This is a genomic window from Paenibacillus sp. FSL H7-0942, from assembly GCF_045040715.1.
GTDB classification, from domain to species: domain Bacteria; phylum Bacillota; class Bacilli; order Paenibacillales; family Paenibacillaceae; genus Paenibacillus; species Paenibacillus amylolyticus.
On record NZ_CP150279.1, the window covers coordinates 6,112,300 to 6,134,479 of the forward strand.

The following is a 22,180-nucleotide window of genomic DNA, read 5'->3' on the forward strand; positions in this document are numbered from 1 at the left end:
ATACTGGTCTCTCGCACACAGCTTGGATGGGTATAAAAAACCCTACAATTCCATTTATTAGAATAATAGGGAATAAGACCTAGGTTGAATTATATCAAAATTTACAAGAATGTATAGTGAAATTTTTGTTAAATATAGTCATTATATTGTTAAATTTGGTTCATAAAACATTATGTGTTAACATTTTTCGTTAAAAAGAGCGAATGTAGAAGAAACGTTGGGAATGATTTGACATCAATCGAGGAATTCGACGAGTGTTGACATTCAGTCATTTAACAGGTAAATTTGGTACATATTCCCTTTAAATATTCTTTGCCGGTGTTCCGATTCCTTGCACTTTGTAATAACTTAACATGATTACCTGACCAATTTCTGAAAGCCTGGCTGGAAACTGGCCACAGCGTCCACACGGATGGTAGCCGACATCGTTTTGTATCACGCCTTCTTCTCTACGCCTCTGTTAGAGTAAAGGGTAAATATATTCTTCTCCTCCTCATCAAACCGTAGGTGAGGTTTTCCCTTATACGCTTTCCGATGTCCTTCACTCATTTACATGCAGATTACAATCGCGTTCTGAGTCCGAATTGAACGGTCAATAATTTTACTTCGCGTAATAAGCTTCTTCATCGAGCGCATTGTTGCTTCTTGGCATACCATTTTGTGAGTTGCTGAAAGATGTACCCGTCACGTTCAGTCATCTTCCTTTACCATTCAAATGATCTTTTATGCCCGATCCGCATCCTTCTTGGGGATATATTTGCACTTACGAGTTGCGAATGTTAAGGACTCTCTTTAAGAAATTGATTACATTCGTGCACGAAGAATATTTCAATGTGAGAATTACAAAAAGTACTCTTCCTAAGGTGCTCTATAATCTGGTGGATTTTCGTTCAATGACTGACCGCAATTTACAATGCAAAAACACAAATAAGGTGGTTCTAATATTCAGAACCACCCTCCTGAAACATCAAAAAAGTCCTGATGACTTAGAGTCATCAGGACCATTATTTTGTCCATACTTTATTAGTTTACTGAATTCCTTACCTTACTCAACCGTTACACTTTTCGCCAGGTTACGTGGTTTATCTACATCATGACCCAGTGCCAGGGAAGCATAGTATGCCAGCAATTGCAGCGCAACTACAGACAAAGCAGGGCTAAGCAGTGGCAGCGTCTTAGGAATCGCAAACGCTTGGTCTACGGATTTCAGCAATGGTGCTACGTGCTCTTCATACGTAATTGCCAATACATCTGCGCCACGTGCTTTTACTTCCTTAATGTTGCTCACTGTTTTCTCAAGTACGTTCTCCTGCGTTGCCAGGGCAATAACAGGGATACCGTCTTCGATCAATGCAAGCGTACCATGTTTCAACTCACCCGCAGCATACGCCTCGGAGTGAATATAAGAGATCTCTTTCAGCTTCAAAGATCCTTCTTGAGCTACTGCATAGTCAAGACCACGGCCAATGAAGAAGAGATGTTCATGTTTGGAGATTTGCTCTGCATATCCTTTGATTGCTTCCGCTTGCTCCAACATGGATTCCACTTGCTCAGGCAATGCTTGCATTGCTGCCAGCGTGTGTTCAATCTCTTCTGCAGATTGAGTACCACGAACTTGTGCAAGGTACAGACCAAGCAAGTTAAACGCGATCAATTGCGAAGTATACGCTTTGGTAGAAGCTACTGCAATTTCAGGACCTGCCAATGTTGCGATAACATCATCTGCATCACGTGCAATGGAGCTGCCCACTACGTTTGTGATTGCCAGTACATGTGCACCATTGGATTGTGCTTCACGCAATGCAGCAAGCGTATCGGCAGTTTCACCGGATTGGCTCACTACAATTACAAGTGTATCTTTGTGCACGATTGGGGAACGGTAACGGTACTCGGAAGCCACATCTGTTTCAACCGGAATACGTACCAATTGCTCAATCACTGTACGTCCAACCAGACCTGCATGGTACGCTGTACCACATGCAATGATTTGAACGTTACGGATATTTTTAATTTGTTCTTCAGTCATTTTCAACTCAGGAAGTTGAACTTTTTTGCCTTCATTATCGATGCGACCCAGCATAGTATCACGATATGCTTTTGGTTGCTCATGAATTTCTTTCAGCATGAAGTGCTCAAATCCGCCTTTTTCTGCGGTTACAGCATCCCAATCGACACGAATCATTTCCCGAGAAATAAAGTTGCCTTCAATCGTCATCAATTCGACAGCATCATGTGTCAATACAGCCATTTCGCCATCATTCAGAATGTACACGTTACGTGTATGTTCCAGAATTGCCGGGATGTCGGAACCAATGAAGTTCTCGCCTTCACCAATACCAATAATCAATGGGCTTGCTTGACGCACTGCTACGAGTTTCTCTGGCTCATGCTCTGTCAATACACCCAGTGCAAATGCGCCACGCAACAACGTGATCACTTTTTGAACTGTTTTGACGATATCACCATTGTATTCACGTGCGATCAAGTGAGAGATAACCTCAGTATCTGTCTCGGAAGTGAACGTGTGACCTTGAGCCATCAATTCGTCCTTCAGATCCAGGTAGTTCTCAATAATACCGTTATGCACAACAGAGAACTTCTGGCTTCCATCTGTGTGTGGATGAGAGTTCTCATCCGATGGTTTACCATGAGTTGCCCAACGTGTGTGTCCGATTCCGGCATTACCTACCAGTGGTGCACCATCCAGCTTGGCTTCAAGGTTCGCAAGACGACCAAGAGCTTTCGTGATTTGCAGACCTTCCGGTGTGAATACTGCGATACCTGCAGAATCATAACCACGATACTCGAGTTTCTTCAATCCTTCAACCAATACCGACTGAGTGTTCTTATTACCAATATATCCAACAATACCGCACATAATTTATTTCCTCCGTTTGTATATGAATACTGTGTCACGAAGAGAAACAGGCAGAGGCGGCATATCGGAAAAATGAGTGATTGCCTAGCGTTTCATGAATACTTGGTACTTATTCAATTATCAATGATCAGAGCGACCTCGTGTCGCCCCGCTGTCATCATAAGCTGTAATGAATGCAATCATGAATGTACATCATTTTCCCGTCCGCGTACTGTTTACGCTCTTCACGCACATTCATTTGAATTTTAGTTTAACTCTTGCACCTGCACCGGCGCGTTGTGTGGACAGTCACCTATCCATTTTCCGCAATCCGGTTTACGGCTCTGGTGCTTCACCGGGAGGTCCCCGCCGAACAATCCGAACACCTCCACCTCGTCAGCTTGATTGCCGTTGATCTTAATCAGCGTTCTTCAACCTAGAAGAAATCCTGATCAACATCATCCCGCGCAACTCCAAGCTCTGGCGCTTGTATAACTGTAACCTTACGTTCCTCACTTTCTGTGTCTGAATGACGACTCCACTCATTATATGCACGTCAGGTCCATTTTGCAATGGAGCAAAGTACCTGTGACAATTTTAGCATATTTACCTACAATCCCGACCGGATAAACGGACCTATGGTCTCATCAGGCCGGGACGCAGGAATATCCATCTTTAGAGGAAATTCAAAAAGTCCGCTTTTGATTACGAATCATGCCTATTGGCATAATCAGCATCGAATATGAAATTCAGCCGAAATGTCCGTTGCTCACGTAGTTTCCCTACGCTCCGCTACTCCATTTCTATCTTCATTCCATCTTCTCGGTACTGAAAACCAGACTTTTTGAACACGCACTATATGTCCTAAATCCTGTTATATCATACCCTTTATACACAACAATTCCCTTTAGAAAACCGTATGCACATGGGATTTCTTCCGGTCCTATACCAGCTCTTTTTGCACCACATCTGCGATTTGAGACACAAATTGTTCAAGTTCGTCTTTATCTGGTCCTTCCGCCATAACACGGATCAGAGATTCAGTACCTGAAGCACGAACGAGTACACGTCCATTATCCCCGAGTTGTTGTTCTACTGTAGCAATAGCTTGCTCGATTGCAGCATTACCCTCGTATTTGCTCTTATCTTCAACACGCACATTCACCAATACTTGTGGGTACTGGGTCATTAGCGCTTTTAGTTCACTCAGTTTTTTACCGGAAGCCTTGAGCGTATCCACGAGTTGAATCGCAGTCAGCATACCGTCTCCAGTTGTATTGTAATCCAGGAAAATAACATGGCCAGATTGTTCTCCACCCAAGTTGTAACCGCCGCGACGCATTTCTTCCATCACATAACGATCACCTACTGCCGTTTTAGCTGTTTTCAGTGCAAGTTTCTCTGTTGCTTTGTAGAATCCGATGTTACTCATAACGGTTGATACAACAGTACTGTCCTTCAACTTGCCTGCACGATTCATCGCATCTCCACAAATACACAGAATGAAATCTCCATCCACCTCAGCGCCTGTCTCATCAATAGCAATCAGACGATCTGCATCCCCGTCAAAAGCAAGACCCAGATCCGCTTTATGTTTGAGCACTTCTTGTTTCAGGTTCTCTGGATGAGTTGATCCACATTGCTCATTAATATTCAGGCCGTTAGGCTCAGCGCCAATGGCAATGACTTCTGCACCTAGTTCACTGAACAATTTTGGTGCCAGCTCATAAGCTGCTCCGTTTGCACAGTCCAAAACAATTTTAAGTCCAGAGAACGATTCATTTACAGTCGTTTTCAGGAAATCAAGGTAACGATAACGGGATTCTTCATCTGTCGTTACAGTACCCAGCCCGCCACCAACTGGCCGTGGCAATTGATCTGTCTCCGCATCCATCAGTTCTTCAATCCGGTTCTCTGTTTCATCAGACAGCTTGAAGCCATCTCCACCAAAGAACTTGATTCCGTTATCCTCAACCGGATTGTGGGAAGCCGAGATCATCACGCCCGCGTCAGCTTTCAAAAAACGTGCAATATACGCCACTCCCGGAGTGGATACAACGCCCAGACGGATCACATCAGCGCCAATGGACAACAGACCTGCAACCAGTGCGGATTCCAACATCAATCCCGAGATACGAGTATCCATGCCGATAACCACTTTTGGTCTTTCCACACCACCTGCAAGCACGTAACCACCACAACGTCCAATGCTGTAAGCCAGCTCTGCCGTTAACTCTTTATTGGCAACCCCTCTTACACCGTCTGTACCAAAATATTTCCCCATGATTTAACTCCTTCTATTCGCATCATATACGAGCACTATTATTATTTTTTGAGAATTTTAAAATTAGAACGTTTACGGATTAGCGCCACTTTTACTGCCAGTACCGCTGTTATTATTTAAATTACCTCGACTGCTTGTGCTCCCCTGTTGGCCCTGATCCTGAGTATCCGTATTCGATTCCGTTTCTTCTTCATCAGGAACAGGCTCTGTTTCCCCATTTTCAACCTCGGCTGGTGTTGGGTCAGGTGCTACCGTTCCCTCGTCCGTCGGTTCTTCGCCAGGAGTGGTCGTGGTATCTTCAGCCTTTTCGCTAATTTTGACCGTCGCACTTAATGCAGTGGATGATTCATCCAGTTTGGCATAACGGGGCAGGTCGGCTTCAAGCTTGATCTCATGCGTTCCGACCGCAAGTCCAGCAAGATCCCCGGTTAACGTGAGATCATCACTACTCAGACCCTCAAGCATACTTGCTGAGCCTGTAAGTGTGAGGTTCAGACCGCCGCTTCGAGGCGTAACCAGCGTCCCTTCCAGTCCATTCCCCGCACCGGTAAGTGTGATGGGGACGTTCGGAAAGACTTTGGTTGTCTCCTCTGCCTCGTCAAATGGTGATATGGTTACCTTGATCTGAATCGAACTAGGCTCGATTTTCTCAAAACCGGAAGGCGGCGTCAAGTCCACGTTAACTGTCGATGTACCCGACTGATCAAACTGTGTAAGATCAAGGGTTACTTGGTCGTAGGACTGTATACCTGCAAGCGCATCCTCTGATCCATAAACCGAGACTTCTTTCACGTTTGGCTCTACCGTGGAGAGTACCAGGCCTTCCGGAAGCTGTCCCGAATATTTGATTCTTAAGGGTACAGATGTATAGGGCTGATTGACTGGAACTCGGACTTCAACCGTTTGAGGCGTTATAATCGCATTTTCAAGGACCTTACCTTCAGCATCGTAGGCTTGAAGTTTCACTTTTTTCTGTATGACATCTTCCTTGGCATCTTTCACGCTCACACTGCCCTGGACCTTCGCTACAGCCTCGAGTTGCCCTTCGGGCAGAGTTACCTTAACCGGCGTCGAAGGTTCAGTTACGGGCGTTCCAGCGCTGTATCCGGCGGATGGTTCCCCTTCGGGTACAATATTCACATTGAAGGATTTGGTGCCCAATTTTTCTACGTTCACCGTAACCATTGAAGGTTCCATGCTGACCACTTCTACCCCGGAAGGCAGATCAGGTACAAGTGGCAGTGTATTGGACCCATCTTTCACCTGACTCAGATCGACCAGTACCTTGTAATCATCATTCGTAAAAATCGATGTTAGCATCGAGCGCTGTCCTTTGATCTCCAGCCGGACCTCATCCGTACTTAATGAAGTGAGCACATAGCTAGTGCTGTCTAATCCATAAGGTTGAACAGGCACCGTACGTTCCACAACCTTGTTGGTTGTCCCTGTTGTAATCGTAGGGGTGGTTGGTACTTCATCCAGATGAATCATGAACCAGAGCAGCAGGCTCACCGCAAGTGCAAGTATTTTGGCAAAGTTATTATTGTTAAACCACTTATCCATTGTTACGTCCTCCCTTCCGTTTCCAGAAGGTTGTCCAGCCATTCTTTTTCAGATTGGATGTTGGGCGCAACTCCTCATACAGTTTGGCAATCAGCGATTCTTCCTTAATATCACGAACGACCTGTCCATTCATTGCCAGTGACACTTGTCCTGTCTCCTCGGAGACAACCAAACAGATCGCATCTGCAACTTCGGTAATACCGATTGCTGCACGGTGGCGTGTTCCCAATTCCTTACTGATAAAAGGATTCTCTGATAATGGCAAATAACAAGCTGCCGCCGAAATCTGTTTTCCCTGTATAATAACGGCTCCATCATGGAGCGGTGTATTTGGAATAAAGATGTTAATCATCAGCTCCGAGCTGACCAGAGAGTGCATCTTAATGCCCGATTCCGTGTAATCGTTCAGACCTGTTTCACGTTCAAATACGACCAAAGCGCCAATTTTACGCCGTGACAAATAATTAACTGACTTAATAATCTCACCAATTAACACGGTTAGTTCTTCATCACTCGCTGCCGCTGAACGTCCAAACAGCTTACCGCGTCCCAATTGCTCCAGACCACGACGTAGTTCCGGCTGAAAGATAATGAAGACCGCAACGACACCAAACGTAAACATCTGGTTCATTAACCATTTGAGCGTATACAAGTTTAGCCACGTACTTAATGCCCAGATCAGCACAAGGAACAGAATCCCTTTTAGGAGCTGAACCGCACGTGTCCCCCGCACAAGCAAAATCAGTTTGTACATAATATAGGTAACGATCAATATATCGATAACGTCCTTAATGGACTCTGTCCACGTTAAGTCAGCAAAATAATTCATAAGCCAGCCCCCGCTATCCCCATTGATGAGTAAACCCTGATCTCATATTAACCCATTAGGATTTTATATAATCCTTTGTCTCCGCATTTTTGCATTATTTGATTTGTGCAAAATGCTTATCTATATGTAGTAGTATGTTCTCTTTAGTATCTAGGTTATAACGTTAACGTTCAGGTTGCAAGTTACGGCAGTCTCAAACTGCACATAAACATCACATTTACCATGAATTACAAAGTTTGCGTATAAAAAAAGAGTACCCCATGCAATCTGGAGGTACCCTGCTTGGTATATACCATTGAAGAATTTTACCCTGTTCTAGCGATAAGCCACTTCATTTACCATATTGGTTATTTTGTACCAGAACCAGTCCAGCGCCTGATCAATACTTTTCACCTGACCTGAAATATGCGCCGTTGAAGCCTGAAACAGTTGTCCGTCGATAACCGTCAGATTGCCGTTCACATCACCATATACTTGTGCGGTTCCATTTTCTATCGTAAGATCGCCTGCAATTGACTTACCTTCAGGAACAATAACCGTGTTACCCTGAATCACGATCTGGTCCAGATTATTTCCCTTAACAACCATTTCGTTATTCTGATTCCAGAAATTCAAGGCGCTAAAGAGCATCACGACCAAAAAGAAGGCTGCCGCCGTCAGCGCGGGATGTCCTTTGACCCATTTGAGCCATGCTTGCTGTCTCTTGGGCTGGGGCAGAGCATTCATAATTCGATTGGTCAGCTCATCAGAGGCAGACGGTGAATAGTGTTTCATGGCAAAGAGTAACATTTCCGTCTGTTCCAACTCTTTAAAGCGCATGCGACAATCCGGACAGATCACAAGGTGACTTTTCAGTTCAACCTTCTGGGCCGGGGACAACGACTCATCCAAACATTCATGCATTAAAGAGACGGCCGAGTTGCAATCCATATGAGAGCCAATCCTTTCTTAAATCACTTAGTCCATGTGCCATTAAAAAGCACGCATAAGACTTGCATACATTACATACGCATCCGTTTCGGATATGTTTCAAATAATTTCGCCCATATTTAAAGGCGCTTAACATTTATAACTTATACTCCAATTTTTTACGTAGAAAATCACGGCCCCGATGAACGCGTGTCTTGATCGTTGTTACGGGCATACCTGTCACATCACTGATTTCCTGTAGCGACAAGTCCTGTAAATATCTCAGAATCATAACGGACTTATACTTGGCTGGCAAACTGTCAATGGCCTCACGAATGAGTGTCTGCGTTTCTGACAGGAGCGCTTCACTCTCCGGTGTACGATCATCACTCGGGAGCATCGCATAACCATCAGATCCTTCCTGATCATTCAGTTCAGCATCCAATGAGTATGAAGGTTTCTTTCTGCGCAGTCGGTCAATACACAGATTCGTTGCGATCCGGTATATCCAGGTTGAGAACTTCTGGTTCGGATCGTACTTCTCCATATTACGAAACACACGCAAAAACGTCTCCTGCACAACGTCTTCAGCTTCATGACGATTGTTCAGCATCCGGTATGCCAAATGAAATAGCTTGTCCTTATATAGTTCAACGATTTCTGCAAAGGCTCTCTGGTCGCCCTTGAGCACCAGTTTAATAAGCCTATTCTCCAAATTGTCCACCCTTATTCCCCCAGACATGCTGATGGGTCTTCCGTCTTCTGATACCCGTCCACACTTGTAATTCACCAATCAAATCGTAAATCAACTTTGGTCAAAAATCAAGACTGTATGACAAATATCCGCCAAAAACAGTAAAAACGGGAACTCCCGCAGGAGTCCCGTTTCATCTCTTACTCCGTAGAGCAGAGAATAGAGCTTTTTAGTTAACAAAGTAATGGGTACTTTGTTACATATAATCATCATTCACAACAAATTGATAATCAACCTGTATTACGAAGTCCTGCAGCGATTCCATTGATTGTCAGCAACACTTCTCTAAGCAGTTCCGTATCATCCTCACCACGTTCACGCATATCTCTGAGCTCGCTCAGAAGTTGAACCTGCATGTAGGATAACGGATCCACATAAGGGTTACGAAGGCGGATGGATTCTTGAATAACCGGTACATCATCCAGAATTTCAGCTTCTCCGGTAATTTTCAGAATCAGCTCTTTTGTGAGCTTGAATTCGGCTTCAATCTGACCGTAGATGCGATCACGGGCTTCCTTGTTCGAAGTCATGGCTGAATATTCTTTGGCAATGACCAAATCAGCCTTGGCTACGGCCATCTGTACCGTATCAATTAATGTACGGAAGAATGGGAAGCTTGCATACATTTCTTTCAGGACAACCAGATTTTCCTCTTTATCCTGATAGTAACTTTGCAATCCTGTTCCTGCCGCATACCATGCCGGAAGCAGATAACGACTTTGAGTCCAGGCGAATACCCAAGGGATCGCTCTCAGATCTTCAAACTTATCGCTATTTTTACGCTTGGATGGACGAGAACCAATATTCAGCTCACCAACCTCCGGAAGCGGCGTTGATTCTTTGAAGAAGGTGAAGAAGTCTGGATCACGGAAAATCAGATCCTGATATTTCGTCAGAGATACTTCCGAAATCTCTTTGATGATGCTGTCCCAATGACGTTCGGATGCTGACTCTTGCGGCTCAAGCCCATTAAGTGCTGCTGTGATTAGAGCCGAAGTTGCCTGCTCCAGACTGCGGTATGCAATCCCCTGAAGGGAATAACGGGAAGAAATAACCTCTCCCTGCTCCGTAATCTTGATGCCCCCACCAATCGTATGTGGTGGTTGAGCAAGAATACTGCGGTTGAGTGGCATGCCGCCACGTCCAAGAGCCCCGCCACGTCCATGGAAGAACTTCAGCTTAACGCCGTGTTCATTACCTACAGCCGTGATGGCATTCATTGCTACACGCAATTCCCAGTTGGCTGTAACCACGCCGCCATCCTTGTTACTGTCTGAATAACCAAGCATGATTTCATGCAGTTCATTCCGTCCTTTTACGCTTGCGCGGTATACAGGAAGGTTGAACAGCTTCTGCATAATGTCCGAAGCCGCATGTAGATCATCAATCGTTTCAAACAGCGGTACCGCTTGAAGTGTAGATACAACGTCACCGTTGTGACCTTTGGTGAATAAGCCCACTTCTTTGGCAAATACCATAACCTCCAGCAAATCACTTGCGCCCTGCGTCATACTGATCAGGTAACTTGTGATACAGCCGTTCCCAAATTCGTTCTGGGCACGTTTGATGGTACGGAAGACTTCCAGACACTCTTTGGTTCCCTCCGTGTATTGGTGATAAGGAGAAGTAAGCGGACGTGGATCATCCAGCAAACGAGCAAGCAGATCGATTTTACCGTCTTCAGTCAGACGCGCATAATCTTCTACAATGTTCATTTTCGCCAAAATCTCCGACATCGCATTTTCATGTTCCTTACTGTGCTGACGCACATCCAATGCTGCGGTATGGAAACCAAACAACTCGACTTGACGAATCATTTTGCGAATGGTCGTATCTGCTACGTAATCGGCAAAATGATGGCGCAGACTTCGATCAATAATCATCAGTTCATCAATCAAATCCTGTGCGCTATGATAACGGTCAGGCTGACCTAATTTGTTTTCATCCAGTACATTGTTCAGCTTGGCAATCATATAAGCCAATTTGATGCGGTATGGCTCTTTTTCATTCCGCCAGATATCCACTTTTTTCAATGTAACAGAATTACGATCCTGCTCAATCGACTGCACCAGCTCATCCGATACATGAATGATGTTTGTGCTGAAGCTGAGATGGCCCATAAGTTCAATCATAATCCGTTGGTATTCACGTAAAGCGAGCTTGCGTTGCATCAACAGCGTCTGCCATGTTACATCTGAAGTTACCGAAGGATTTCCATCCCGGTCTCCACCGATCCAGGAACCGAACCGCAAATACGTCGGCACATGCCAGTCATGGTCAGGATAAAATTTGTTCAGGCAGCGTTCCAGCTCCTGATATACATCCGGAAGTACGTGGAACAACGTTTCATGAAAGTAATACATCCCGTTCCGCACTTCATCGAGTACAGTCGGTTTGCGGTCGCGAAGTTCATCTGTCTGCCAGAGTGTAATAACCTCATTCAGCAGCTTCTCACGCAACTGTTCACGTTCACGCAACGTCAGCGTAGGATTATCAAGTGACATGACATCTTCGGATATCCGTTTATGGATGTCCAGAATAACCCGGCGCATAGCTTCGGTTGGGTGAGCTGTCATAACGAGTTCCAACGACAAATCGTCGAGAATCTCTTCCACCTCTGTATGAGACAGTCCACGTTCCTTAAGATCCTGTACTGCTTTCTCAATCGATCCTGGCTGCACAGCGTCCCCAGCAGAACGTTCATAATCCCGTTTACGCCGGATCCGATGGTTTTGTTCAGCAATATTAACTAATTGAAAATAAATAGCGAAAGCCCGAATAACCTGGTGACGATTGTCCGAGTCTAATTCCTGGATCATCGTTTTGAACTCTGCATAGAGTTCTGGCAGAAATTCTGCACGCAACGACTTGCTCGTTTCCCGAATCTTCTCAACGATATCTAGAAGCTCCGTGCCGCCTTGATGGACAAGAACTTCTCCGAGTATATTGCCCAGGAACCGCACGTCTCGCCGAAGCAGGTTGTTGGATTGGCTTTTGCTGGCGGTTACCATAGTTTCAGTCATGCTTATCCTCCCATCTGATCGTTCCATTCGTACACGTAAATTTGACACCTTCATAACATCATACAATAAAATGGTACGAAAATCTTTATTTTTCTACTAGAAAAAATGGGGATTATCCCCGATTTACAGCACAAAAACACGCTTTTTTATTCATTTTCTTGTTCTGCTTCAATTAATGGTCATATACTGTCGCATGATACCTTTTTCACGTACTTTAGATAAATCAAAAGTCTCATACCTATTCTTAAAAACTCATAAATATACAGTTCTTTTAGATATGATCCCATGTACCTGATATTAAGGTTAAACCGCATAATTTCATTGTTTGAGAACAGATGATATACAAAGAAACATGACCGGCAAAGCAAGCTTTTGTATACTTTACCACAGTGACGCAATAAATTAAAGGTGTAATTATAATTTTCTTCCCACTACAGTCTGCTTACTAGGCAAGTTTCTTATGTATGTTGTTATTCAATTGGACTCAAAGGTATATCTTAACAGACTTTTTCTACATATTGTACTTGTCTTCTTGGGCAGATTAATCTGTAGCTCTTACTAAAAAGGAGGAATCCACATGATGAAGAAAGGTACAACAATTATTGCTTCCGTGCTTCTGGTGGCCGCGATGGCTGGCCCTGCTGCTGCTGATGGTCATATGTCCAAAGGAATGGATACAACCGGCTCACGTGTCCGGTCTTATCAGGACACCAACTACATGGACCGCACAAAAACTAATTCTAACATGAATATGAACATGGATGGAAACTACCGCAACAATGGTGACTATCGTACCAACAATGTTCGGGCAAACGCCACAACAACCGACCGTGACAACGGCATGGATTGGGGCTGGCTTGGTTTGTTGGGACTGCTTGGATTAGCAGGCATGCGTAAAAGAGTGACGGACCACAACGAACGTTAAATTGTGCGCTCTTCACTATACAATAGCTGCTACGTCTTAGAGGCAGCTCATCCACAGAGGTAAACAGAAGAGCCAAGACCCCTTTACTATTAAAGTAGGGAGGTCTTGGCTCTTTTTTAAATAAACCTGTACTGTACTTTATATAAAATATTACATAAAATAACTGCTAATTCTTACGTTAATAAAAATAAAAAAGCCTCTGCATCTGCAAAGGGTCTTTCATTATATCCTGTAAGCGGGTGATGGGAATCGAACCCACGCTATTAGCTTGGAAGGCTAAAGTTCTACCATTGAACTACACCCGCATAAACAAAAATCGGGATGACACGATTTGAACATGCGACCCCCTGGTCCCAAACCAGGTGCTCTACCAAGCTGAGCTACATCCCGATACTAAAAAATAATGGCGCGCCCTGAGAGATTCGAACTCCCGGCCTTTTGATTCGTAGTCAAACGCTCTATCCAGCTGAGCTAAGGGCGCAAAAATATTGGAGCGGAAGACGGGAATCGAACCCGCGACCCTCGCCTTGGCAAGGCGATGCTCTACCGCTGAGCCACTTCCGCAAATAAAGGATGCGCGTGGAGGGACTTGAACCCCCACGTCAAAGACGCTAGATCCTAAGTCTAGTGCGTCTGCCAATTCCGCCACACGCGCATATGATGGTGAGTCATGAAGGGCTCGAACCTTCGACACCCTGATTAAAAGTCAGGTGCTCTACCAACTGAGCTAATGACTCATACTAAAATGGCTGGGGATATAGGATTTGAACCTATGCATGACGGAGTCAAAGTCCGTTGCCTTACCGCTTGGCTAATCCCCAATAAAAATATGGTGGAGGCTGAGGGGATCGAACCCCCGACCCTCTGCTTGTAAGGCAGATGCTCTCCCAGCTGAGCTAAGCCTCCAACTATATGACCCGTAGGGGATTCGAACCCCTGTTACCTCCGTGAAAGGGAGGTGTCTTAACCCCTTGACCAACGGGCCCCATTTCCAAAGCTCTCAACCGGGATCGAACCGGTGACCTCATCCTTACCATGGATGCACTCTACCTACTGAGCTATGAGAGCAAATGGCTCCCCGAACAGGGCTCGAACCTGTGACAACTCGATTAACAGTCGAGTGCTCTACCAACTGAGCTATCAGGGAATAATATGCATTTGCAGGGCAAATGCAATTCATCGTACAACGTCCACATGCAGAGCCTGTTTTCTATGTATGATGAAAGAGTTCGCTTGGCGGCGTCCTACTCTCCCAGGACCCTGCGGTCCAAGTACCATCGGCGCTAGAGGGCTTAACGGTCGTGTTCGGGATGGGTACGTGTGGAACCCCTCCGCCATCGCCACCAAACGCATAGCTTAGCTTACATTTCAGAGATCGTTCTCTGAAAACTAGATTCGAAACGAAACATGCGAATTACAACTTGCTATTGGATAAGCCCTCGACCGATTAGTACTGGTCAGCTCCATGCATTGCTGCACTTCCACCCCCAGCCTATCTACCTCGTCGTCTTCAAGGGGTCTTACATACTGGGAAATCTCATCTTGAGGGGGGCTTCACGCTTAGATGCTTTCAGCGTTTATCCCGTCCGTACATAGCTACCCAGCGGTGCTCCTGGCGGAACAACTGGTACACCAGCGGTACGTCCATCCCGGTCCTCTCGTACTAAGGACAGCTCCTCTCAAATTTCCTACGCCCACGACAGATAGGGACCGAACTGTCTCACGACGTTCTGAACCCAGCTCGCGTACCGCTTTAATGGGCGAACAGCCCAACCCTTGGGACCTACTTCAGCCCCAGGATGCGATGAGCCGACATCGAGGTGCCAAACCTCCCCGTCGATGTGGACTCTTGGGGGAGATAAGCCTGTTATCCCCAGGGTAGCTTTTATCCGTTGAGCGATGGCCCTTCCATGCGGTACCACCGGATCACTAAGCCCGACTTTCGTCCCTGCTCGACTTGTAGGTCTCGCAGTCAAGCTCCCTTATGCCTTTGCACTCTTCGAATGATTTCCAACCATTCTGAGGGAACCTTTGGGCGCCTCCGTTACTCTTTAGGAGGCGACCGCCCCAGTCAAACTGCCCACCTGACACTGTCCCCGCACCGGATTACGGTACCAGGTTAGAACCTAGATACGATCAGGGTGGTATCCCAACGTTGCCTCCACACAAGCTGGCGCTCATGCTTCAAAGGCTCCCACCTATCCTGTACAGATCGTACCCAAATTCAATATCAAGCTGCAGTAAAGCTCCATGGGGTCTTTCCGTCTTGTCGCGGGTAACCTGCATCTTCACAGGTATTAAAATTTCACCGGATCTCTCGTTGAGACAGCGCCCAAGTCGTTACGCCATTCGTGCGGGTCAGAATTTACCTGACAAGGAATTTCGCTACCTTAGGACCGTTATAGTTACGGCCGCCGTTTACTGGGGCTTCGGTTCACAGCTTCGGATTGCTCCTAACCACTCCCCTTAACCTTCCAGCACCGGGCAGGCGTCAGCCCGTATACTTCGCCTTACGGCTTCGCACAGACCTGTGTTTTTGCTAAACAGTCGCTTGGGCCTTTTCACTGCGGCCCCCTCGTGCTATTCACACTACCGGGGCACCCCTTCTCCCGAAGTTACGGGGTCATTTTGCCGAGTTCCTTAACGAGAGTTCTTCCGCGCGCCTTAGAATACTCTTCTCGCCTACCTGTGTCGGTTTGCGGTACGGGCACCATCACCTGGCTAGAGGCTTTTCTTGGCAGTGTGAGATCATGACCTTCGCTACTATAATTTTCGCTCCCCATCACAGCTCAGCCTTACAATGTGCGGATTTGCCTACACATCAGCCTTACTGCTTAGACGGACATCCATCAGTCCGCGTCACTACCCTACTGCGTCCCCCCATTGCTCATAACGGCTTACGGTGGTACAGGAATTTCGACCTGTTGTCCTTCGACTACGCCTTTCGGCCTCGCCTTAGGTCCCGACTTACCCTGAGCGGACGAGCCTTCCTCAGGAACCCTTAGGCTTTCGGCGGATCAGATTCTCACTGATCTTTTCGTTACTCATACCGGCATTCTCACTTGTATAATGTCCAGCGCTCCTTACGGTACACCTTCAACCCTTATACAACGCTCCCCTACCCCTGATGCAAAGCATCAAGCCATAGCTTCGGTGGTGTGTTTAGCCCCGTTACATTTTCGGCGCAGAGTCACTCGACCAGTGAGCTATTACGCACTCTTTCAATGGTGGCTGCTTCTAAGCCAACATCCTGGTTGTCTGTGCAACTCCACATCCTTTCCCACTTAACACACACTTGGGGACCTTAGCTGATGGTCTGGGCTGTTTCCCTTTTGACAATGGATCTTAGCACTCACTGTCTGACTCCCGGAAGTAAGTCTATGGCATTCGGAGTTTGACTGAGCTTGGTAACCCTTGCGGGCCCCGCACCCAATCAGTGCTCTACCTCCACGACTCTGTTTTCCGAGGCTAGCCCTAAAGCTATTTCGGGGAGAACCAGCTATCTCCGAGTTCGATTGGAATTTCTCCGCTACCCCCACCTCATCCCCGCATTTTTCAACATGCGTGGGTTCGGGCCTCCAGTGCGTGTTACCGCACCTTCACCCTGGACAGGGGTAGATCACCCGGTTTCGGGTCTACGTCCACGTACTAATTCGCCCTATTCAGACTCGCTTTCGCTGCGGCTCCGGCTCTTCACCTTAACCTTGCACGGGAACGTAACTCGCCGGTTCATTCTACAAAAGGCACGCCATCACCCCTAAAACGGGCTCTGACTTTTTGTAAGCACACGGTTTCAGGTTCTATTTCACTCCCCTTCCGGGGTGCTTTTCACCTTTCCCTCACGGTACTGCTTCACTATCGGTCGCTAGGAAGTATTTAGCCTTGGCAGATGGTCCTGCCGGATTCATACGGGGTTTCACGTGCCCCGCACTACTCGGGATCCGTCTCGGAGGGAACAGACTTTCAACTACAGGGCTTTTACCTTCTTTGGCGGGCCTTTCCAGACCTCTTCGCTTAACCGGTTCCTTTGTAACTCCATGTGAGACGTCCCACAACCCCAAAGAGCAAGCTCTCTGGTTTGGGCTTCTCCGCGTTCGCTCGCCGCTACTGACGGAATCACTATTGTTTTCTCTTCCTCAGGGTACTTAGATGTTTCAGTTCCCCTGGTATGCCTCTACATAACCTATGTATTCAGTTATGAGTAACTGGAAATTACCCCAGCTGGGTTTCCCCATTCGGACACCCCCGGATCAAAGCTTGCTTACAGCTCCCCGAGGCAGTTTCGTTGTTCGCCACGTCCTTCATCGGCTCCTAGCGCCTAGGCATCCTCCGTGTGCTCTTAGTAGCTTAACCATTTTGTTCCGGTTTCGGTCGCTCGCTTCCCTTGTTTTGCTTGCGCAAAGCCAAAAGTCGCTCTCACCCGATACCCTCACAAAAGCAATTTAACTACCTTTATACACTTGACTTGTTTGCACAAGTTCAGCTTAAAGGAATGTTCTAATTCGCGTTTGTTTCGTTTCGATATCTAGTTTTCAAAGAACAAACTTGTAAAACATTTTTGGTGGAGCCAAGCGGGATCGAACCGCTGACCTCCTGCTTGCAAGGCAGGCGCTCTCCCAGCTGAGCTATGGCCCCATATAAAGTTTAAGGTATAGATGGTGGGCCCTGGTGGACTCGAACCACCGGCCTCACCCTTATCAGAGGTGCGCTCTAACCAACTGAGCTAAGGGCCCACATTACATATACTATTTGAACCCAAAATGGGTTACGCTTGGCGGCGTTCTACTCTCCCAGGACCCTGCGGTCCAAGTACCATCGACGCTGAAGGGCTTAACGGTCGTGTTCGGGATGGGAACGTGTGGAACCCCTTCGCTATCGCCACCAAACGTTTGAGAGTTTGAGCTCTCAAAACTGAGCAACGAGTGAGTTGCTTTTGCTCTTCATTTCATCCACACCGAAGTGACGTACCGAAATGAATCGCTGTTGCAGGTTCTTAGAACCTGCTTATTTGAATGTTTCCGTTGCAGGAAACGATTCTCCATAGAAAGGAGGTGATCCAGCCGCACCTTCCGATACGGCTACCTTGTTACGACTTCACCCCAATCATCTATCCCACCTTCGGCGGCTGGCTCCTTGCGGTTACCCCACCGACTTCGGGTGTTATAAACTCTCGTGGTGTGACGGGCGGTGTGTACAAGACCCGGGAACGTATTCACCGCGGCATGCTGATCCGCGATTACTAGCAATTCCGACTTCATGCAGGCGAGTTGCAGCCTGCAATCCGAACTGAGACCGGCTTTGTTGGGATTGGCTCCATCTCGCGATTTCGCAGCCCGTTGTACCGGCCATTGTAGTACGTGTGTAGCCCAGGTCATAAGGGGCATGATGATTTGACGTCATCCCCACCTTCCTCCGGTTTGTCACCGGCAGTCTATCTAGAGTGCCCACCCGAAGTGCTGGCAACTAAATATAAGGGTTGCGCTCGTTGCGGGACTTAACCCAACATCTCACGACACGAGCTGACGACAACCATGCACCACCTGTCTCCTCTGTCCCGAAGGAAAGATACATCTCTGCATCGATCAGAGGGATGTCAAGACCTGGTAAGGTTCTTCGCGTTGCTTCGAATTAAACCACATACTCCACTGCTTGTGCGGGTCCCCGTCAATTCCTTTGAGTTTCAGTCTTGCGACCGTACTCCCCAGGCGGAGTGCTTAATGTGTTAACTTCGGCACCAAGGGTATCGAAACCCCTAACACCTAGCACTCATCGTTTACGGCGTGGACTACCAGGGTATCTAATCCTGTTTGCTCCCCACGCTTTCGCGCCTCAGCGTCAGTTACAGCCCAGAGAGTCGCCTTCGCCACTGGTGTTCCTCCACATATCTACGCATTTCACCGCTACACGTGGAATTCCACTCTCCTCTTCTGCACTCAAGTCACCCAGTTTCCAGTGCGATCCGGGGTTGAGCCCCGGGATTAAACACCAGACTTAAATGACCGCCTGCGCGCGCTTTACGCCCAATAATTCCGGACAACGCTTGCCCCCTACGTATTACCGCGGCTGCTGGCACGTAGTTAGCCGGGGCTTTCTTCTCAGGTACCGTCACCTTGAGAGCAGTTACTCTCCCAAGCGTTCTTCCCTGGCAACAGAGCTTTACGATCCGAAAACCTTCATCACTCACGCGGCATTGCTCCGTCAGGCTTTCGCCCATTGCGGAAGATTCCCTACTGCTGCCTCCCGTAGGAGTCTGGGCCGTGTCTCAGTCCCAGTGTGGCCGATCACCCTCTCAGGTCGGCTACGCATCGTCGCCTTGGTGAGCCGTTACCTCACCAACTAGCTAATGCGCCGCAGGCCCATCCCCAAGTGACAGATTGCTCCGTCTTTCCAGTTTCCTTCAGGCGAAGAAAACAATTATTCGGTATTAGCTACCGTTTCCGGTAGTTGTCCCAAACTTGAGGGCAGGTTGCCTACGTGTTACTCACCCGTCCGCCGCTAAGTATCAAGGAAGCAAGCTTCCTATCAACTCCGCTCGACTTGCATGTATTAGGCATGCCGCCAGCGTTCGTCCTGAGCCAGGATCAAACTCTCCAATAAAGTATTGAAAAGAGCGATAAGCTCATTTTGAATCTGACGAGATTAAAAATCTCATTTGTGCTCCAGTCAATTCAAGCCAAGGCTTGTCTCAAACTTTCGCGTTCATTCTGCAAGCAGAATGTTTACTCACTCGTTGTTCAGTTTTCAAAGATCAAACATTCAATTTAGTGCTGTTTTTCATGTTGTCGTCGTTTCAGCGGCGACTTTTATAATATATCATGTTGAAGTTCTCTTTGCAAGCATTATTTTCAATCGCTTTATTTTCATGCTTGTTTCGGTGAACCGCTCCTAAAAAAGGAACGAAAATTAATTTACCATATGAAATTAGAAAGGTCAACCTTTTTTCGACAAAAAGAATGAAACTCTTAACAATTTCACATTCTCATAGTTCAGAGGTACAGCACCCGCTATGAAGAGCCGCACCTCACTTCCACTACTGTAAATCGAATATATGACCAGCTTCAGCATTATGGCTTCGACTTTTTCAGCTTCCCACCTCTGGCATACTTGGACAACTCTTTTGGCGGGGCAAAGCGTGCATACATGCGGAACACAGTCTTATATCGGCTCGCGATAGCATATTTGATCTCTTGGTCAAGACGATTATCACTTAGATCGAAAAGCATCTCATCTAATTCTTTACGCAGCACATAGTCTAGTTCCTTGCATTCCTTCTCGTTAAACAACATACCCAGCATTAGAGTTCTCCTTTTTTGTGCATAGCCTCTTTATCACACTTACACAAGTTTCATGCAACACCCCGTGCATTCTCGCTTTTGTGGGTGCTGCTGAAACCCGTTTTATTGTTATGGTCAACTTTCTGAAAATTTATGAATGCCAACCATCACAAAATTTTATCCTCTCACCAGAGTATACGTAAGTGTGCTTTCGATGATTGCGGCAACAAGAAGCAAGATGACAACCCAAAAGGATGCCGTTAACGTCCTATTCATGAATGCTCTCCACCGGGTACCCATCGTATTTCGCTTGTCACTTCCAAGTTGTGCAAGGCTTTTGATAACCAGACCACCAAACTTCAGTCCGAAGGCGCAAGCAATGATAATGACCGGAATCTCAATAATGCCATGCGGAAGTAAACCTTTAACCACAATGTCATAGAAGCTTGCTCCATAATTCATCGTGGTGTGCACCACAAATCCAAGGACCATCCCATTGATCAGCAGGAAGATGACAGGCAGAATTCCGAAGAATATACCGGCATAGATAACAAGTACACTTTTAATAGCATTATTGAAAAAGATGAACAGGAAGAAGTTCCATTGCACATTGCCCCCCTGCTCCAAGCGTTCACTGACTTCACGTAATCCTCCGATTTGGTTCAACAACAGTTCTTCCAGTGGCCCTGTACTCACCCATCCTGCCCCTATACCAACAGCAAATAAAACTACGGACCAGATTAATGCACTACGGATGGAACCAAGATCTTTAAGAAATGTACTGAATTTTAACATAATAACCTCCTGTAGAATCTAAAATGATGGACAAACAAGGATCAGTGACGAATAACTGGGCAGTACGAGCATACATTGGAGAGTAAACAAGCATTTCTTATGGGAGAGGGGCGCTTATTGAAATGAACTCGTTCTATGTATTTAGCGGCAAAAAGATTAAACGGTACCTGATTGTCCTCGTTGCTGCCATCTTTGCGATCGGTATTATCTATCTGGAGAGAGGCAATGTCTCCGTATTCTCGGAGGAAGCACCATCCGCCGTCTACAGCGTTCCAACCGAGAAGAAGGTAATCGCACTTACCTTTGACATTAGCTGGGGGGATAAACGGACGGAGCCAATTCTGAAAGTTCTTCAGGAGAATAAAGTGCAGAAGGCAACCTTTTTCCTTTCCTCCCCCTGGAGCAAGACACACCCCGAAATTGTTACTGCCATCAAAGAGGCAGGATATGAAATTGGCAGCCATGGTCACAGACATGAGAACTACAGCAGCCTGACTGAAGAAGAAATTCGCAAAGAAATTTCGACAGCTCATAGCATTTTAACCGATTTAACGGGAAAAGAACCGAAATTACTACGTCTGCCCAACGGGGACTTTGACAAGCGAGTGCTTCAGGTAGCCAATAGTCTGAATTATCAGGTTGTGCAGTGGGATACCGACTCCTTGGATTGGAAAAACCCTGGTGTACAGACCATTGTTGATCGCGTAGTAAGCAAAGCACATCCGGGTGACATCGTACTGCTGCATGCAAGCGATTCTTCTAAACAAACTCATGAGGCACTCCCTGTCATTATCGACAAATTAAAAAACCAGGGCTATGAATTCGTTACCGTCTCGGAACTGCTGAACCATTCTAGTGTCGAGGGCAAAGAAGTTCGTGACCAAGCCAGCGGTCAATGATTACTAGATCATTTGAGCCATAGCTCAAATAGGTGCTTAAAAGTTGAAAAGAGCTAACCAGGTTAGCT

At 46.6% G+C, this 22,180-nt stretch carries 11 protein-coding genes, 13 tRNA genes and 4 rRNA genes; 2 read left to right on the plus strand and 26 right to left on the minus strand.

Features of this window, described 5'->3' with window-relative positions; genetic code table 11:
* Positions 1-1,045: 1,045 nt before the first annotated feature.
* From glmS to ppc, 7 genes are all read right to left on the minus strand, one after another.
* Positions 1,046-2,878 carry a glutamine--fructose-6-phosphate transaminase (isomerizing) gene (gene glmS, locus MHI48_RS26780; RefSeq protein ID WP_036668148.1) on the minus strand — a complete coding sequence of 611 codons (1,833 nt, stop codon included), beginning with the start codon at positions 2,876-2,878 and terminating at the stop codon, positions 1,046-1,048.
* Positions 2,879-3,800: 922 nt separating this feature from the next.
* Positions 3,801-5,141, minus strand: coding sequence for a phosphoglucosamine mutase (gene glmM, locus MHI48_RS26785; RefSeq protein WP_405142252.1), 1,341 nt, complete (start codon positions 5,139-5,141; stop codon positions 3,801-3,803).
* A gap of 72 nt (positions 5,142-5,213) precedes the next feature.
* Positions 5,214-6,704, minus strand: a complete 1,491-nt coding sequence (locus MHI48_RS26790) for a YbbR-like domain-containing protein (RefSeq protein WP_405142254.1) — start codon at positions 6,702-6,704, stop codon at positions 5,214-5,216.
* Positions 6,697-7,533 carry a diadenylate cyclase CdaA gene (cdaA, locus tag MHI48_RS26795; RefSeq protein WP_017692119.1) on the minus strand — a complete coding sequence of 279 codons (837 nt, stop codon included), beginning with the start codon at positions 7,531-7,533 and terminating at the stop codon, positions 6,697-6,699. The genes MHI48_RS26790 and cdaA overlap by 8 nt, the downstream gene beginning before the upstream one ends.
* Positions 7,534-7,848: 315 nt before the next feature.
* Positions 7,849-8,463 carry a zf-HC2 domain-containing protein gene (locus MHI48_RS26800; protein WP_036614042.1) on the minus strand — a complete coding sequence of 205 codons (615 nt, stop codon included), beginning with the start codon at positions 8,461-8,463 and terminating at the stop codon, positions 7,849-7,851.
* A gap of 136 nt (positions 8,464-8,599) precedes the next feature.
* Entirely contained in the window at positions 8,600-9,166 is a 567-nt protein-coding gene (gene sigW, locus MHI48_RS26805; RefSeq protein WP_036614044.1) for an RNA polymerase sigma factor SigW, read from the minus strand.
* A gap of 260 nt (positions 9,167-9,426) precedes the next feature.
* Positions 9,427-12,219: a phosphoenolpyruvate carboxylase gene (ppc, locus tag MHI48_RS26810; protein ID WP_036668150.1), complete on the minus strand. Its 2,793-nt coding sequence runs from the start codon at positions 12,217-12,219 to the stop codon at positions 9,427-9,429.
* 577 nt (positions 12,220-12,796) lie between these two features.
* Here ppc and MHI48_RS26815 point away from each other — a divergent pair.
* Positions 12,797-13,144, plus strand: coding sequence for a WGxxGxxG family protein (locus MHI48_RS26815; protein WP_339195711.1), 348 nt, complete (start codon positions 12,797-12,799; stop codon positions 13,142-13,144).
* Between the two features lie 234 nt (positions 13,145-13,378).
* Here the strand turns inward: MHI48_RS26815 and MHI48_RS26820 are convergent.
* From MHI48_RS26820 to MHI48_RS26910, 19 genes are all read right to left on the minus strand, one after another.
* Positions 13,379-13,449: transfer RNA gene (locus MHI48_RS26820), tRNA-Gly, on the minus strand.
* An 11-nt stretch (positions 13,450-13,460) separates the two neighbouring features.
* Positions 13,461-13,534 (minus strand) — tRNA-Pro (locus MHI48_RS26825).
* A 14-nt stretch (positions 13,535-13,548) separates the two neighbouring features.
* Positions 13,549-13,625 (minus strand) — tRNA-Arg (locus tag MHI48_RS26830).
* A gap of 8 nt (positions 13,626-13,633) precedes the next feature.
* A tRNA-Gly gene (locus MHI48_RS26835) sits at positions 13,634-13,708 on the minus strand.
* Between the two features lie 10 nt (positions 13,709-13,718).
* A tRNA-Leu gene (locus MHI48_RS26840) sits at positions 13,719-13,799 on the minus strand.
* Between the two features lie 6 nt (positions 13,800-13,805).
* Positions 13,806-13,881: transfer RNA gene (locus MHI48_RS26845), tRNA-Lys, on the minus strand.
* Between the two features lie 9 nt (positions 13,882-13,890).
* Positions 13,891-13,965: transfer RNA gene (locus MHI48_RS26850), tRNA-Gln, on the minus strand.
* A 9-nt stretch (positions 13,966-13,974) separates the two neighbouring features.
* Positions 13,975-14,050, minus strand: a tRNA-Val gene (locus tag MHI48_RS26855).
* Positions 14,051-14,057: 7 nt separating this feature from the next.
* A tRNA-Glu gene (locus tag MHI48_RS26860) sits at positions 14,058-14,129 on the minus strand.
* A gap of 10 nt (positions 14,130-14,139) precedes the next feature.
* A tRNA-Thr gene (locus MHI48_RS26865) sits at positions 14,140-14,212 on the minus strand.
* A 3-nt stretch (positions 14,213-14,215) separates the two neighbouring features.
* Positions 14,216-14,291, minus strand: a tRNA-Asn gene (locus MHI48_RS26870).
* Positions 14,292-14,375: 84 nt separating this feature from the next.
* A 5S ribosomal RNA gene (gene rrf, locus MHI48_RS26875) occupies positions 14,376-14,492 on the minus strand.
* A 79-nt stretch (positions 14,493-14,571) separates the two neighbouring features.
* A 23S ribosomal RNA gene (locus MHI48_RS26880) occupies positions 14,572-17,497 on the minus strand.
* A 206-nt stretch (positions 17,498-17,703) separates the two neighbouring features.
* Positions 17,704-17,779: transfer RNA gene (locus MHI48_RS26885), tRNA-Ala, on the minus strand.
* Positions 17,780-17,800: 21 nt separating this feature from the next.
* Positions 17,801-17,877 (minus strand) — tRNA-Ile (locus MHI48_RS26890).
* 36 nt (positions 17,878-17,913) lie between these two features.
* A 5S ribosomal RNA gene (gene rrf / locus MHI48_RS26895) occupies positions 17,914-18,030 on the minus strand.
* A 158-nt stretch (positions 18,031-18,188) separates the two neighbouring features.
* Positions 18,189-19,741: ribosomal RNA gene (locus tag MHI48_RS26900) — 16S ribosomal RNA — on the minus strand.
* Together the 16S, 23S and 5S rRNA genes with 13 tRNA genes alongside form the textbook arrangement of a ribosomal RNA operon.
* Before the next feature lie 467 nt (positions 19,742-20,208).
* Positions 20,209-20,439, minus strand: coding sequence for a hypothetical protein (locus MHI48_RS26905; RefSeq protein WP_017692114.1), 231 nt, complete (start codon positions 20,437-20,439; stop codon positions 20,209-20,211).
* A gap of 156 nt (positions 20,440-20,595) precedes the next feature.
* Positions 20,596-21,213 (minus strand): stage II sporulation protein M, encoded by a 618-nt coding sequence (locus tag MHI48_RS26910; protein WP_036607221.1) that lies wholly within the window; start codon positions 21,211-21,213, stop codon positions 20,596-20,598.
* Positions 21,214-21,335: 122 nt separating this feature from the next.
* Here MHI48_RS26910 and pdaB point away from each other — a divergent pair, with 122 nt between their 5' ends.
* On the plus strand, positions 21,336-22,112 hold the full coding sequence (gene pdaB, locus MHI48_RS26915) for a polysaccharide deacetylase family sporulation protein PdaB (RefSeq protein ID WP_036607219.1): 777 nt from the start codon (positions 21,336-21,338) through the stop codon (positions 22,110-22,112).
* Positions 22,113-22,180 lie beyond the last annotated feature (68 nt).

Excerpts from the sequence above, each read along its gene's own strand:
- MHI48_RS26815 (WP_339195711.1), top strand. The coding sequence starts at position 12,797 with ATGATGAAGAAAGGTACAACAATTATTGCTTCCGTGCTTCTGGTGGCC.
- cdaA (WP_017692119.1), bottom strand. The coding sequence starts at position 7,533 with ATGAATTATTTTGCTGACTTAACGTGGACAGAGTCCATTAAGGACGTT.
- ppc (WP_036668150.1), bottom strand. The coding sequence starts at position 12,219 with ATGACTGAAACTATGGTAACCGCCAGCAAAAGCCAATCCAACAACCTG.
- MHI48_RS26790 (WP_405142254.1), bottom strand. The coding sequence starts at position 6,704 with ATGGATAAGTGGTTTAACAATAATAACTTTGCCAAAATACTTGCACTT.
- pdaB (WP_036607219.1), top strand. The coding sequence starts at position 21,336 with ATGAACTCGTTCTATGTATTTAGCGGCAAAAAGATTAAACGGTACCTG.
- glmM (WP_405142252.1), bottom strand. The coding sequence starts at position 5,141 with ATGGGGAAATATTTTGGTACAGACGGTGTAAGAGGGGTTGCCAATAAA.
- MHI48_RS26910 (WP_036607221.1), bottom strand. The coding sequence starts at position 21,213 with ATGTTAAAATTCAGTACATTTCTTAAAGATCTTGGTTCCATCCGTAGT.
- MHI48_RS26905 (WP_017692114.1), bottom strand. The coding sequence starts at position 20,439 with ATGCTGGGTATGTTGTTTAACGAGAAGGAATGCAAGGAACTAGACTAT.
- MHI48_RS26800 (WP_036614042.1), bottom strand. The coding sequence starts at position 8,463 with ATGGATTGCAACTCGGCCGTCTCTTTAATGCATGAATGTTTGGATGAG.
- glmS (WP_036668148.1), bottom strand. The coding sequence starts at position 2,878 with ATGTGCGGTATTGTTGGATATATTGGTAATAAGAACACTCAGTCGGTA.